Annotated in this window: 15 protein-coding genes; 3 read left to right on the top strand and 12 right to left on the bottom strand. The window is 51.9% G+C overall.

Annotated features, from left to right (window positions below; translation table 11 throughout):
* Nucleotides 1-61: 61 nt before the first annotated feature.
* From NeNHUV3_RS08230 to NeNHUV3_RS08220, 3 genes are read left to right on the top strand one after another with little or no spacing between them, the layout of a single operon-like run.
* A complete protein-coding gene (locus NeNHUV3_RS08230; protein WP_391480849.1) occupies nt 62-1,165 on the top strand; it encodes a Gfo/Idh/MocA family protein in 1,104 nt (367 codons plus the stop codon).
* Nucleotides 1,166-1,182: 17 nt separating this feature from the next.
* Nucleotides 1,183-2,079 carry a TIM barrel protein gene (locus NeNHUV3_RS08225; RefSeq protein WP_391480848.1) on the top strand — a complete coding sequence of 299 codons (897 nt, stop codon included), beginning with the start codon at nt 1,183-1,185 and terminating at the stop codon, nt 2,077-2,079.
* A 1-nt stretch (nt 2,080) separates the two neighbouring features.
* Nucleotides 2,081-3,235 carry a Gfo/Idh/MocA family protein gene (locus NeNHUV3_RS08220; protein WP_391480847.1) on the top strand — a complete coding sequence of 385 codons (1,155 nt, stop codon included), beginning with the start codon at nt 2,081-2,083 and terminating at the stop codon, nt 3,233-3,235.
* A 1-nt stretch (nt 3,236) separates the two neighbouring features.
* Here the strand turns inward: NeNHUV3_RS08220 and NeNHUV3_RS08215 are convergent, their stop codons facing one another.
* The 12 genes from NeNHUV3_RS08215 to NeNHUV3_RS08160 form a co-directional block, all read right to left on the bottom strand.
* Complete coding sequence (locus NeNHUV3_RS08215; protein WP_391480846.1) at nt 3,237-4,235, bottom strand: LacI family DNA-binding transcriptional regulator; 999 nt, start codon at nt 4,233-4,235, stop codon at nt 3,237-3,239.
* 221 nt (nt 4,236-4,456) lie between these two features.
* Entirely contained in the window at nt 4,457-5,227 is a 771-nt protein-coding gene (locus tag NeNHUV3_RS08210) for an ATP-binding cassette domain-containing protein (RefSeq protein ID WP_391480845.1), read from the bottom strand.
* A 16-nt stretch (nt 5,228-5,243) separates the two neighbouring features.
* Complete coding sequence (locus tag NeNHUV3_RS08205) at nt 5,244-6,317, bottom strand: ABC transporter permease (RefSeq protein WP_391480844.1); 1,074 nt, start codon at nt 6,315-6,317, stop codon at nt 5,244-5,246.
* An 81-nt stretch (nt 6,318-6,398) separates the two neighbouring features.
* On the bottom strand, nt 6,399-7,340 hold the full coding sequence (locus NeNHUV3_RS08200; RefSeq protein ID WP_391480843.1) for a substrate-binding domain-containing protein: 942 nt from the start codon (nt 7,338-7,340) through the stop codon (nt 6,399-6,401).
* Nucleotides 7,341-7,711: 371 nt separating this feature from the next.
* Nucleotides 7,712-8,401, bottom strand: a complete 690-nt coding sequence (locus tag NeNHUV3_RS08195; protein WP_391480842.1) for an ABC transporter ATP-binding protein — start codon at nt 8,399-8,401, stop codon at nt 7,712-7,714.
* Nucleotides 8,398-9,153: an ABC transporter ATP-binding protein gene (locus tag NeNHUV3_RS08190; RefSeq protein WP_391480841.1), complete on the bottom strand. Its 756-nt coding sequence runs from the start codon at nt 9,151-9,153 to the stop codon at nt 8,398-8,400. The genes NeNHUV3_RS08195 and NeNHUV3_RS08190 overlap by 4 nt, the downstream gene beginning before the upstream one ends.
* Nucleotides 9,146-10,129, bottom strand: a complete 984-nt coding sequence (locus NeNHUV3_RS08185) for a branched-chain amino acid ABC transporter permease (protein WP_391480840.1) — start codon at nt 10,127-10,129, stop codon at nt 9,146-9,148. Before NeNHUV3_RS08185 ends, NeNHUV3_RS08190 begins: the two co-directional genes overlap by 8 nt.
* Before the next feature lies 1 nt (nt 10,130).
* The gene (locus tag NeNHUV3_RS08180) at nt 10,131-11,048 is read right to left on the bottom strand and encodes a branched-chain amino acid ABC transporter permease (protein WP_391480839.1); all 918 of its coding nucleotides are present in this window, start codon (nt 11,046-11,048) and stop codon (nt 10,131-10,133) included.
* Between the two features lie 55 nt (nt 11,049-11,103).
* The gene (locus tag NeNHUV3_RS08175; RefSeq protein ID WP_391480838.1) at nt 11,104-12,243 is read right to left on the bottom strand and encodes an ABC transporter substrate-binding protein; all 1,140 of its coding nucleotides are present in this window, start codon (nt 12,241-12,243) and stop codon (nt 11,104-11,106) included.
* A 189-nt stretch (nt 12,244-12,432) separates the two neighbouring features.
* Entirely contained in the window at nt 12,433-13,311 is an 879-nt protein-coding gene (locus NeNHUV3_RS08170; RefSeq protein ID WP_048598798.1) for an NAD(P)-dependent oxidoreductase, read from the bottom strand.
* Nucleotides 13,312-13,322: 11 nt separating this feature from the next.
* Nucleotides 13,323-14,288, bottom strand: coding sequence for a 2-hydroxyacid dehydrogenase (locus tag NeNHUV3_RS08165; protein ID WP_391480837.1), 966 nt, complete (start codon nt 14,286-14,288; stop codon nt 13,323-13,325).
* Nucleotides 14,285-14,479 carry a hypothetical protein gene (locus NeNHUV3_RS08160; RefSeq protein ID WP_048598592.1) on the bottom strand — a complete coding sequence of 65 codons (195 nt, stop codon included), beginning with the start codon at nt 14,477-14,479 and terminating at the stop codon, nt 14,285-14,287. The genes NeNHUV3_RS08165 and NeNHUV3_RS08160 overlap by 4 nt, the downstream gene beginning before the upstream one ends.
* Nucleotides 14,480-14,485: the final 6 nt, after the last annotated feature.

The following is a 14,485-nucleotide window of genomic DNA, read 5'->3' as shown; positions in this document are numbered from 1 at the left end:
CCCAAAACCAAGATAGCCATTTTGCAACCGGTTGCAATGGCTTTTTCAGGAGACCACTAAAATGACAAATATCAGGATTGGAATTATCGGTGGTGGCTATATGGGCAAAGCACACGCAGTGGCTTTTGCAGCCGTCGGCGGGCTATTTGACACCGCACTGAGACCCGTTCTTGAAATGGTGTGCGCTTCTACTGATACATCGGCTGAACGGTACCGCGCCTCATTTGGATTTAACCGCGCAACATCTGATTGGCGGACACTAGTAAACGACCCTAATGTTGATGCAGTGGTGATCGCATCGCCGCAAGTAACGCACAAAGACATAGCGATTGCCGCATTCCAAGCCGGCAAACCCGTCTTTTGCGAAAAGCCTTTGGGCGCATCGCTCGAAGAAAGTCGCGAAATGGTTGCGGCAGCAAAAGAGGCAAGCGCCATCAACATGGTCGGCTTCAATTATATCCGAACCCCCGCATCACAATATGCCCGCCAACTTGTTGCTGAGGGGCGTATCGGGGACGTCACATATTTTCGGGGCGAACATACAGAAGACTTCCTGGCAGATGCTACCGCACCCGGCACATGGCGGACCGAAGGGATGGCCAACGGTACTATGGGTGATCTAGCACCGCATATGATCAACGCCGCGCGGGGTCTTATTGGGCCGATCAGCTCACTAATTGCTAACGTTGAGACCGTTCACGCTACACGTGGCGGCGTGCCCGTCACAAACGACGATCAGGCACAAATGATGTGTAAGTTCGAAAACGGTGCGCAAGGGCATCTATTTTTCAGCCGCATCGCAACAGGGCGCAAGATGGGCTATGCATACGAAATCCACGGTACCTTGGGTGCGATCCGCTTTGATCAAGAAGACCAAAACGCATTGTGGCTTTACACCAGCGAAGGTCCAGAAGCCGAGCGCGGTTTTCGCAAAATTCTAGCCGGCCCTGCGCATCCTGATTACTTGCCCTTCTGTCAGGGTCCCGGGCACGGCACGGGCTATCAGGATCAGATCATCATCGAAGCAAACGACTTTTTGCGCGCCATTCACCAAAACCAAAATATCTGGCCCACTTTCGAAGAAGGTATGGAGGTGAACCGCGTCGTCAAAGCAGCACTTGATTCACACGACAAACGCGCGTGGGTCGATGTCAAAGATTACTAAGAAAAAGGTAGATCAACATGATCAAAATCGGGAATGCCCCATGCAGTTGGGGCGTGGAATTTGCAGATGATCCGCGCAACCCTGCATGGCGCAAAGTGCTGCAAGAGAATTCTGAAGCCGGATACACTGGTATCGAGCTTGGCCCAGTTGGGTTTATGCCAGAGGACCCTGCGGTTCTTGGCGAAGCTTTGGCTGAGTTTAACCAGGAGCTCGTCGGTGGCGTTGTTTTCCGCCCGTTCCACGATGCCAGTAAATGGGGTGAAGTTCTCGATGCAGCACGCCGGACGTGCAAGGCCCTGACTGCCCACGGCGCACAGCATTTGGTTTTGATCGATAGCATCTCCGAGCGTCGCGCACCTACCGCCGGTCGCGCGGATGAAGCGGAGCAAATGGACAAAGCTGAATGGACTGCATTTCGTGATAGGATCGCTGAAGTTGCAAAGATTGGGGCCGAAGAGTTTGGCCTTACTGTGGGCATCCATGCCCATGCGGCAGGCTTTATGGATTTTGAGCCAGAGCTTGAGCGCCTCCTGAGTGAGGTTGATGAGAACATTCTGAAAATCTGTTTTGATACAGGGCACCACTCATATGCCGGTTTCGATCCAGTAGCATTCATGCAGAAGTACATCTCCCGGATCAGCTACATGCATTTCAAAGACATCGATCCTAAGGTCAAAGCGCAGGTCGTGGCCAACCGTACAAATTTCTACACTGCCTGCGGCGATGGTATTTTCTGTAACTTGGGCGATGGTGACGTGGACTTCCCAGCTGTTCGCAAAATCTTGGTCGACAATAACTTTGATGGCTGGTGCACGGTGGAGCAGGATTGCGACCCCACTGGCGATACTTCACCCATAGATGATGCCAAACTAAACCGGCGGTATCTGCAATCTATCGGCTTTGAGGGAGCATAATATGACAAAGCTAAAATGGGGCATGATCGGCGGCGGCGAAGGTAGTCAGATCGGACCAGCACACCGCTTGGGCGCAGGACTTGACGGGCTGTTTGAATTTAGCGCAGGCGCGCTCGATCACCGCCCAGACGAGGGTATCGATTATGGCAAACGCCTTGGACTTGGCGACCGCGCTTACGGCAGTTGGCAAGATATGCTCGAAGGTGAAAAGAAACGTGATGACCGCGTTGATCTTGTGACCGTTGCAACACCCAATGCTACACACTTCGAAATCACCAAATCCTTCCTTGAGAACGGCTTCAACGTGTTGTGCGAAAAGCCGATGACTATGACCATCGAAGAGGGTGAGGAGATTGTAGAGATCGCCAAGAAGACCGGCAACATCTGTGCGGTGAACTACGGCTATTCTGGTTACTCACTAGTCCGCCACATGCGCGCGATGATCGCCCGTGGGGATATCGGAAAGGTCCGGCTTGTGAACGCCGAGTTTGCACATGGGCACCATGCTGACGCAACAGATGCCGACAATCCCCGCGTCCGCTGGCGTTATGACCCAGCGCAAGCTGGCGTGTCCGCTCAGTTTGCGGACTGCGGTATCCACGCATTGCACATGGCGTCGTTTGTAACAGGTCAAGAAGTGACCAAGTTGAGCGCCGATACCGTGTCATGCATCGACGTTCGGACCCTTGAAGACGATGCGATGGTGAACTTCCGCATGGACGGCGGTGCTGTTGGTAGGCTTTGGACATCGTCTATCGCGATTGGTCGCCAGCACGGCCTTGGCATCCAAGTATTCGGCGAAACTGGCGGCCTGCGTTGGAGCCAAGAACAGCCGAACCAACTCTTCTATATGCCACTGAATGAGCGGCTTCAGATCATTGAACGCGGTGAGGCGAACCTGTCCCCCGAGGCAGATCGTGCAACCCGCGTTACTATTGGGCACGCTGAGGGCATGCCTCTTGCTTTTGCAAATATCTATACTGATCTGGCCGAGGCAATTTCCGCCCGTAAAGAAAGCCGCGTTATGGACCCCGCAGCCAATCTTTATCCTCGTGCAGAAGACGGCTTGCGGTCTATGGCCGCTGTGTTTGCTGTGGCACAATCAGGCAAAGATGATGGCAAATGGTTGGATGCAAGGCCGCCATCAATGCGCTAAGTTAAGGGGCGGGGCGCAACGTGCCCCGCTCAACCACATGACAATCAAAAAGCTGCGCTTGTGGTTTGCGTGTATCATCGATCAGCATTTCCTCAATAACATCGATCGACGTACGAATAATCTGCTTAATTGGGTTGTGAATTGTCGTCAGGTTGATGTTTTGCCAACTAGCCATTTCCATGTCGTTCAATCCGATCAATCCAATATCATCAGGCACTTTTAAGCCCGCTGACTGAATTGCGGAAAGCGCGCCAATAGACAGCACATCGTCCCCGCAGAAATACGCCTCTTTCGGTGTATCCTTCAAAAGCGCAACCATCTCTGTGCGGCCAGCATCGAATGAATACTGCGTCGCGAAGCTTTGCGACATAGTCACGCCTTCGGCGCCAGCTACCTCTTGAGCGAACCCACTTAAACGGTCTTGCGTAGACGTTGCCCGCTCAGGCCCGCCCAAAAAGCCCAAGCGTTTATAGCCCCGTTTGATCATCTCACGCGCGGCCATGCGGCCCGCTTCAATGTTATCAATTCCCAGCGTATCAATTTTGGGCGAGAGCGAATGACGTCCAAACGAATTCACAACAGGCACACCTGCATCGCAAAAGGCCTCTGAAAAACTTGGCGGCAGTGTGGAAGAGGCAACAATAACCCCATCAACCGAGTAAGTACGCATCATGCGCAACGATGTCTCGGTATCCATTTCATCGGTAAGGTTAAGCAAAAGTGGCCGCAGACCGCGCTCCTGCAATCCTGCGGTGAACTGGTCAAATACACTTAGAAAAATTGGGTTATGAAAGTTATTGGAAATGAGCCCAATAAGTTTTGTTCTGCCAGTTGTAAGCGACGACGCTAGGGCGTTTGGACTATAGCCCAACAAGTCTGCTGCAGACATAACCTTGGTACGGGTTTTCTTGGAAACTGACGCGCCTTCGGTGAAAGTGCGCGACACTGCCGAACGCGAAACGCCGGCTTTTTCTGCAACATCCTTAAGCGTTACGGCCATGATCTGACCCCCTACTTACTGCCCCTATCGTCGTCCGCCACTTGGGACCAATCGGTCTGGCCAAACTTCCACGTGGCTATACTGCCCATGCCTACAAAGACAATACCCCAGAAAAACTGGCCATTTGCAAACTCAAAAAGCCCCCAAGCGATAGCTATGACAACCACCAAGACACGGCGCCAGACGGGCAGAAAGAATGGGACGCCTAGATTGAACACCGCTTACGCCGCGCCTTCAAATTCGGCACCGGTTTTGGCACCCGTGATGTAGGCCACAACGTCCTGACCATCGGTGTCTTTCACATCGAGGTTAGCCACAATCCGACCACGCCGGAAAACAACGATACGGTCAACCAAATCAAATACTTGCCGCATATTATGAGACACAAGGATCAGGCTTTCGCCCTGCTCTTTCAATGTGCGGATGATGTTCTCAACCTGCGCGGTCTCTTGAACCCCCAAGGCTGCAGTCGGCTCGTCCATGATCGTCAACTTAGACGCAAAAGTAGCTGTGCGCGCGATAGCAACACACTGGCGTTGACCGCCTGACATGTTCTGGATCGTATTGTTGATGTTAGGGATTTTCACCGCTGTCTTTTCAAGACCCGCGAGCGTTGCTTTGCGCATGGCCTTATAATCCAGAATTGAAAATGGCCCGAGGCGAAACTTAAATATCTCACGTCCAAGAAACAAATTATCTGGAACATCAAGGTGATCAGCAAGCGCCAGTGTTTGAAATACAGTTTCAATGCCTGCTTCACGCGCATCAATTGGACCGCTGAAATTAACTTCTTCACCGTCAAAAATGACTGTGCCACGGGTGCGCTGTTCAACGCCGGTGATCTGCCGCACGAAGGTTGACTTGCCTGCGCCGTTGTCGCCCATAATCGCAACATGCTCACCGCGCTTTAGGACAAAGTCAGCGCCATCAAGTGCATGAACACCACCGTAGTGCTTGGTCAGGTTTTTCGTCTCTAGAATAATATCTGACATAAGATTTTCCCTTCCCTTATGACCGCGAAGCGGCGCGTTTTTGCTGCCATTGATCCAGAGCCACCGCCCCAACGATAATACAACCAAGCGTCATTTCTTGATAATACGCACCAAGCCTTAGGAATGTGAAACCAGAGGTAATGACCCCAATGATAAGCGCACCAATTACCGTCCCAATGATAGACCCGCGCCCACCGAACAACGAGACCCCACCGATAACCGCCATCGCAATGGCTTCCAATTCATAGGTAAAGCCCATGCCCGACTGTGCGGTGAGGTTCTTCGAAGTAATGACGATTGCAGACAAGCCAGCCAACATTCCAGCGATTGCATAAACTAGCACAAGATGACGTGCGACGTTGATGCCAGACATCCGCGCTGCGTCTTCGTTTGAGCCGATGGCATAGGTGTGTTTCCCGTAAACCGTGTACTTCATGATGAAATGGAACAGGATGGCCAAGGCGACGAAAATATATACCGGGGTCATCCCCTTGCCGATCAATCCGTAGGTTTCAGTGGGAAACGATACGGGACGCCCATCAGACCACCACAGCGCCACACCTCTTGCAAAAAGCATCATTCCAAGTGTGACGATAAATGGTGGGATGCGTGCGAAAGCAACAAGTGTCCCATTAATAACACCCGCAAGCGTGCCAACGGCAAGACCAACAAGGATTGGAATAATTACTGGCAAATCAAGGAACGCCGGGCCGAACAGGGCCTTCGGGTTAGGGTTGCCGTTCACTTCTGCAACTTGCGCAAAGCTCATGACGATCATGGCCGTGGCACCCAAAACAGAACCAGATGAAAGGTCGATCCCTGCTGTAATAATGACCTGTGTCACGCCAATAGCGATAATGCCGATAATGGCGACCTGCAGGATAATGATGCGAAGACGGGCCTCGTTAAAAATGCTGTCAAAGCGATCGTTGCTATCAAACAAGAAGCTTTGACCCATAACCATGGCGCCAAGAATTTCGAAAATGACCACAATAAGGATCAAGGCAAAGAAAACGTTTATCTCGTTTGGCCATTGGCGCTTTGATGAATCAAAACTCAATCCGCCGATCCCGTGGCTCTTGTCTGCCATCAATCAATTCCTTTGTGGTCTGTGAAGCTTCTGTGAAGAAGTGGGGCAGACATGCCGCCCCACTTAAAGTCTATTGTTCGATCAGTTTGCGATAAACTCATCAACGTTATCAGGAGTAACCAGCTTGAACGGGATAAATACAGTCTTGTCGACTGCTTCGCCGTTGATAAGCTTCAGCGCAGTATCAATTGATCCTGAACCCTGACCGGCAAGGTCTTGGAATACAGTCACGTCAAGATCGCCAGCCTTCATCGCCTGAAGCGCGTCTGCTGTCGCGTCAACGCCGCCGACTTGAACTGCATCCATAGAAATACCGTTCGCCTTCAGCGCTTGGATCGCACCAATTGCCATCTCATCGTTGTTGGCAAACACAGCGTCAAACGGCTCACCGGATGACAACCAGTTCGTCATAAGATCCTGCGCTTTGTCCCGTGACCATTCAGCGGTCTGCTTGTCGATGACCGTGATGAAGTTACACATGTCCATGCCCAGAACGTCTTCGACGTCCTTTGTGCGCTGAACCGCTGCTTGGTTTGAAAGCTGACCCATCAGAATGTACGCCGTAGCTCCACCAGATTTGCCTGCAGCGCGCAGGTTTTTGCAAACCTCGAACGCTTTTAATGTGCCAGATTCAATCTCGTTGGACGCAACAAACGCTTGGCCATCAGGCAGCGTATCCATGTTAACCGGTTGACGGTTTACATAGACCAGCGGCACGCCAGCAGACGCAGCAGCTGCGGTCATCGCTTCGGTCGCGTTTGTATCAACCGCGTTTACGATGATCGCATCAACACCAGACGCAACGAAGTTATTGATTTGGTCAAGCTGCTTTGCAACGTCATCGGTCGCATCTTCAACCTGAAGGCTCACACCATCGAGTGTATCTGCGTGACTTGTCATGCCATTACGCATCACGGTCAGGCCATTGTCATCAAAGCGCGCAATGGAAACACCAATTTGTTGCGCCATCGCTGAAGTGCCCATCAAGGCGACAAGTCCAGTAGCCAATAATATCTTTTTCATTTTTTCCTCCCAAGGAAGCGCGCTCGGTTCGCGCATAAATTGCCGAGGCCTCTTTTTGAGGCGATTGATTCATCTTGGATCGTCACAAGGCGAAAGAACTGCGCGTAAATCATGAACAAATTTGATAATTACCGGTGCGCATTCGCCGAAGTTGAATCCAGATGTGATGAACCTTAGGCCTAGCAATTTATTTTTGCAACCGGTTGCAATAATTACATTACATTTTGATCAACCGCACGCGCTCCGCCGTCATGAAAATAAATTGCAAGCAACCGAAGCGATCTAGTCCGCACAAAAAAGTAACCTAATACAAAATATTTGTGAAAATATCAAACCTTAGAGACGCCTAAAGCTCAGCACCTTACAGTCTTTCAAACACCCAAGAAAGGATCGGTCACATCTGGCGTTAGTTGAGTGAAGTCGCCACTCCAAACCGATCTACCCTTCTCAAGGATGACCGCTGTATCGGCGATGCGCGACAGCTCCTTGAGGGATTTGTCGATGACAAGAATAGACATTGAGCTATCCGACTTAAGACGCTCAATTGCGCGCCAGATTTCTTGACGCACCACCGGGGCCAAGCCCTCGGTCGCCTCGTCTAGGATTAAAAGTTTTGGGTTGGTCATCAGTGCGCGGCCAATCGCAAGCATCTGTTGCTCGCCGCCTGAAAGAGACGACGCCTTTTGATCTTTTCGCTCACTCAACCGAGGAAAGAGCTTCGAAACAGAAGCAAAATTCCATTCTCCTGACCGCGCAGCAACAACCAGATTTTCGTAAACCGTCAGGTTTGAAAAGCAACGTCTCCCCTCAGGCACCAAGCCAACACCAAGTTGCGCAACCTTATGCGAAGGAGCACTTTTGACGTTTTGCCCATCAAAAATAACCTGACCGTCTTTGTGTTGCAGAAGCCGGCAAACCACTTTGACGGTCGTCGACTTACCCATGCCATTGCGACCCATCATTGCAAGCACTTGGCCTTCCTCAAGGGTCAACGACACATCGAACAAAGCCTGACTGGCGCCATAAAAAGCCGATACATTGGACAGTTCAAGAAGGCTCATTCTTCTGCCTCTTCTCCTAAGTACGCAAGACGAACAGCAGGGTTAGACCGGATTTCTTCTACGGTCCCCGTAGCAATGATCTCTCCGTACACAAGAACACTAATCCGATCTGCCAGCGCAAAAACTGCGTCCATATCATGCTCTACCAACAAGATCGGCGCCTGTTTTTTCAACTCTGCCAAGAACGTCATTAGCCTTTTTGACGCCTCAGCACCAAGGCCCGCCATCGGTTCATCCATCAAGAACAACTTGGGCGAAGACGTCAGTGCGACAGCCACCTCCAATTGGCGGCGTTGGCCATGAGATAATTCAGATGTGATGGTGTTCTGCACATCACCCAGCCCCAAAAGGGCGAGCATTTCTTGCGCTGTAGACAGCAGTTTTTGATCCTTCATGACCGGTCGAAAGAACCGGTACACATCACCGCGCGCACCAAGTGCGCCAAGTACAGCGTTCTGCAGAACCGTATATTCCATTGCCAGTGACGAGATCTGAAATGTTCGCGCCATGCCTTTTCGCGCGCGCGCGGCTGTTGAAAGGGTTGTCACGTCCTGATCCATGAACAGGATGTGACCACGATCAGGCTGCAGACCACCCGCAATCTGCTGGATCAAAGTCGACTTACCCGCGCCGTTTGGTCCGATAAGCGCATGAATTTCACCCGTCCGCACGTCAAGGGTGATGTTTTTGCTTGCCTCTAATGCGCCAAAGCTTTTGCTAACGCCGCGAATTTGCAGAACTGCACTACTCATGAGCAACCTGCCTACCTGCAATCAACCCATACAGCCCACCGCGCGCAAACAGCACGACGCCGAGCAAAATTGCACCGAGGTAGATATGCCAATAATCGCTGAGCCCGCCCAACAAGTGCTCAAGAATTATGAACAAAACTGCGCCGGCAACCGGCCCAAAAACGCGACCAACGCCGCCAAGGATAACAAAGATCATAACCTCGCCCGAGGTCTGCCACGAGAACATCGTCGGGCTGACGAAACGGTTAAGATCAGCAAACATTGCCCCTGCTAAGCCGGTAATCGCGCCGGACACTGCAAAGGCAGTGAGGTAAAGGCGGAACGGCGTCTGGCCAACTGCCTGCACCCGCGCCTCGTTCTGCCGCGCGGCCCCAAGCATCAAACCAAACGGCGAACGCGACACAAGAAACACAAACAGCAAAACCAATAATAATACTCCATAGCACACAGCGAAGAACTGAATTGGGTCCATGGTGTTCAGGCCGAAAAATTGGTTACGCACATAAATCGACAGGCCATCTTCGCCCCCATACTTGGGCCACGAGATCGTAAAATAGTAGAGCATTTGCGCAAATGCCAAAGTGATCATGATAAAGTAAACGCCCGAGGTACGCAGCGATAATGCCCCAATGGCCAAAGCCAAGGCCGCTGACAAAACTACTGCCACAAGCCAGATCGTTAGCATCGAATTGGTGCCTTCAATGACAACCGGCCACGTTACGAACGCGGTGTACGTTTGCGCATGATAGGCCAGCACGCCCATCACATACCCACCAAGTCCAAAAAACGCCGCGTGACCCAGACTTACTAATCCCCCGAAGCCAAGCGCAAAATTAAGCCCTACTCCGGCAATCGCAAAAATAATCGCGCGGGTCGTGAGGGTGATTAGAAATGGCTCGTCAGCCGTCCAGGCCCAAAGCGGAAATGCCAAAAGCGCAAACAGCAGAGTGTAATTGAAAATCGCCTCACGCCGCATTCTATGCTCCCCCAAACAGGCCTTTAGGCCTGAAAATAAGGACGCCAATCATTAAAATATAAATCAGCATAGAGGACAAAGAGGCCCCAAGAGACGTTGCTGCAGACGGCTCCAAAAACAGACTAAATAGACTAGGAAGCATTGTCCGACCAAGCGTATCAGTCATACCGACAAGGACAGAGCCAATAAATGCACCATGAATAGAGCCAATGCCACCGATGACAATCACAACAAAGGCTAGTATCAAAACCGGCTCACCCATCCCGACTTGGACAGATTGGATCGCGCCAATCAGCGCACCCGCCAGTCCCGCAAGTGCCGCGCCAAGGGCAAAAACAAATGTATACAAAAGCGAGATATTAACCCCGAGCGCACCAATCATTTCGCGGTCGTTCTCACCGGCCCTAATTCGGATACCTACACGCGTGCGCGCGATCATCCAAAACAAACCAGCCGCAATCATGAGGCCTACAACAATAATGGCCAGCCGGTAGATCGAATATTCAATTCCTAACGGCAGCATCACCGTGCCCGAGAGCCACTCAGGTTTATCAAGAAACAAGGGAAATGAGCCAAAGACCCAACGTGTGCCCTCGGAGAAGATCAAGATAAGCCCGAAGGTCGCCAAGACTTGATCCAAGTGGTCACGATCATAAAGACGTCTGATGACAAAATATTCAATCAAGACACCAGCAAACGCAGCGCATACGAAGCTGGCAATCAACGCCAACACGAATGATCCCGTCGCCGCCGCAGCTGCCGCCGCAGCAAAAGCGCCGATCATATAAAGCGAGCCGTGCGCCAGATTGATCAACCCCATAACGCCGAAAACAAGCGTCAGGCCAGCGGCCATCAAAAACAGCATGACCCCAAACTGCAAACCATTCAGGGCCTGCTCAATGAACAGAATAAACGACATGGATTTCCGTGTGAAAAGTCACTGGCCCACACGTCGCGGGCCAATGAACGCTAGCTTACATTTTGCAGTCAGCAACGTAGGCGTTTGAGTGATCTGACAATGCCGTTGCAATGATCTTGTTGGTAAACACATCGCCCTCTTTGATCACTTCGCGTACGTAGATGTCTTGGATTGGATGATGGTTGCTGGCAAAGGCGAACGCGCCGCGTGTGCTATCGAAATTTGCTGCCTTAAGAGCGGCACGGAATGCACCCGCGTCACTCACATCTGCCGCTTCCATCGCTGAAATCAACAAGTTCGCCGTGTCAAACCCTTGGCTTGCGTAGAGCGATGGCAAGCGTCCGTACTCAGCGGAAAAAGTCTCAACAAATGCAGCGTTGGCCGCGTTGTCGATATCTTTGCTCCACTGCGATGTATTCTTGACGCCCAACGCTGCTGCACCAACCGCTTGCAAAATACCTTGGTCAAAGCTGAAGGCCGGGCCGACAACAGGTAAGTCAACGCCTGAATCTGCATACTGCTTGAGGAACGAGATACCCATCCCGCCGGGCAGGAAGAAGAACACGCTATCAGCACCGCTTGCACGGATTTGTGCGATCTCAGCCGCATAATCTGACTGGCCAAGTTTGGTGTAGATTTCACCAGCCAACTCACCACTGTAGGTCCGCTTAAAGCCGGTAAGCGCATCAGTGCCAGCAGGGTAGTTAGGTGCCAGAATAAATGTGTTTGAGTGGCCTGCGTCATTCGCATACGCACCTGCCGCTTCGTGCAGATTGTCGTTCTGCCATGCTACGTTGAAATAGTTTTCATGACACGCACGGCCTGCAAGAGGTGAAGGGCCTGCGTTCGGCGACAGATAAAACTTACCCTGAGCCACAGCACCTGGAACGACAGCCATTGCCAAATTCGACCAAATGATACCGGTCATGACGTCAACCTTCTCAGATTGAATCAAGCGGTCTGCAAGCTGAACAGCAACGTCTGGCTTGCGCTGGTCATCTTCGATGATCACATCAATATCGGTTCGACCAGATTGTGCGACTGCCAACATAAAGCCGTCACGCACATCAATACCAAGGCCTGCGCCACCACCGGAAAGCGTTGTGATCATCCCAACTTTGAGATCTTCAGCGACGCTGGATGTAGCTGTCAGAGCCGCAACAGTCGCGGCGACGAATAGGGATTTGAATTTCATATTTCCTCCGAGGGGTTCTATCTGACAGCACTCTTTTCGGCGCGTGTTTGTTAGCAATGTTCTTGGATAGGTATTGATAGCCAACGACAGCTTGATGTCCATCGCGATCAGCAAAAGAACCCGAATATCGCAAAAATCGCTATGCAGCGAACCAACACACCTGCTGGCGCGCTGCACAACTTTATCGTGTTACTTAGTGCCGTCGTTTTGAAGGCGCTTGAACAAAGCGGATGTGTCCCAACGGCCACCACCCATCTTCTGCACATCTTTATAGAACTGGTCGACCAAAGCTGTGATTGGTAGTGACGCGCCATTTTCCTCGGCGGTGCTTAGACAAATCGCCAGATCTTTGCGCATCCAATCAACGGCAAACCCGTGGTCAAAGTGATCATCCAGCATAGTCTGATAGCGGTTGGACATTTGCCATGAACCGGCAGCGCCCTGACTGATCACCTCAACGACAGATGCGCCATCGAGTCCCGCTTTGGAAGCAAAGTGCAACGCTTCGGACAACCCTTGCACCAGCCCGGCAATCGCAATCTGGTTACACATTTTGGTCATCTGACCCGCGCCACTTTCACCAATACGACGACACAATTTTGCATAGGTATTGATGACGGGTTCAATCCAATCGTAATCCGCTTGCGCACCACCACACATGATCGAAAGCTGCCCGCCCTCTGCGCCTGCTTGTCCGCCAGACACAGGCGCATCGACGAAGGCAATGCCCTTAGCTTTCGCAGCGGCGTGAAGCTCGGCTGTGACTGCTGCGGATACGGTGGTGTGATCAACAAAAGTGCTGCCTTCGGACATCGTGGCGAATGCCCCGTCAGGTCCAAGGCAAACCGAGCGCAGATCATCATCATTCCCGACACAGGCCATAACAACTTCTGCGCCCCGCGCTGCTTCTGCAGGTGTTTCACCCAAGCTGCCACCATGCTCATCTACCCACGCCTGAGCTTTTGCCGTGGTACGGTTGTAAACGGTGACGGAGTGACCTGCTTTTGCCAGATGGCCTGCCATTGGATAGCCCATGACGCCAAGGCCCAGAAACGCGAGTTTGGTGATTGATTTATCCATCATTTGGTCAAGATATCCTTTGGTGTCTGGCCCGCGAAGAATGCATCAAGATTGTCGAGGGCGCGGAACCCCATGGCATCTCGTGTTTGTCGTGTTGCACTCCCGATGTGGGGCAACATGAATACGTTATCGTAGGACGAAAACTTGGGGTTGCCACCCGGCTCAACCTTAAAACAATCAAGACCGGCGGCAGAAACATGCCCACTATCAAGCGCTGCAATCAGAGCGTCTTCATCAACCAACGCCCCACGTGCCGTATTCACAATGACAGCCCCTTTTGGCAGCATTTGAAAACGCTCACCATTCATCAGGTCGACCGTGTCAGGCGTTGCGGGACAATGAAGCGATAAGAAATCAGACACCGCCAAAAGGCTTTCGACGGTCTCGTGATAGACAGCCCCGTGTTCAAGATCAGGCGACAGCGGACGGCGGTTGTAGTAATGCACTTGCATCCCAAAACCTCGCGCCTTTTGAGCAAAAGCCTGCCCCACGCGACCCATCCCAATAATGCCTAAACGCGCACCGGTTACCTGTTTGCCAACCATAAAGGCCGGTGACCAGCTATCCCAGTTGCCGGTCCGCACAATCCGGTCACCAGCTACAGCATTGCGTGCAGCACCAAGCATCAACAACATAGCCAACTCAGCGGTCGCATCAGAAAGCACATCGGGCGTGTTCGTGACTGCGATGCCGCGCGCGTTAAGCGCAGGAATATCGCAGTGGTCGACACCAACCGAATGATTGGCCACAATCTTCAAGCGGTCAGAAAACTGGCTCACCACATCCGCAGTAAAGTGTTCGGAGTGGCAGGGGATAACCGCGTCGAAATCAGCACTTGCCGCGATTAACTCCGCAGCAGTCCCGGGGGTATCTTCATGGTTGATAACAACGTCATAATCGCGCGCAGCCCGTTCAAGCGTTGCATCAGACAGGCGGCGCGTAATCCAAAGACGTTTCTTACTCATTTCTTACGTACACACTCGTCCCAGAAATCGTAGACGGCCATACCGCACACGAGAATAGCGATAAGCATGAACGGCGCACCACCGACAAAGCCGGCAAAACCGCTTGAGATACTTTGGGACAGGCCCCCGATGAAAATGCACAAAAATGCTGTGCCAGTCAGGCCTGCGATTAACTTAACCATATATGACATATTGTA

The sequence above is a fragment of the Nereida sp. NH-UV-3 genome, assembly GCF_042939535.1.
GTDB classification, from domain to species: domain Bacteria; phylum Pseudomonadota; class Alphaproteobacteria; order Rhodobacterales; family Rhodobacteraceae; genus Nereida; species Nereida ignava.
Note: the sequence above shows the minus strand (reverse complement) of the source record. Positions and strands in the feature narration are given on the sequence as shown.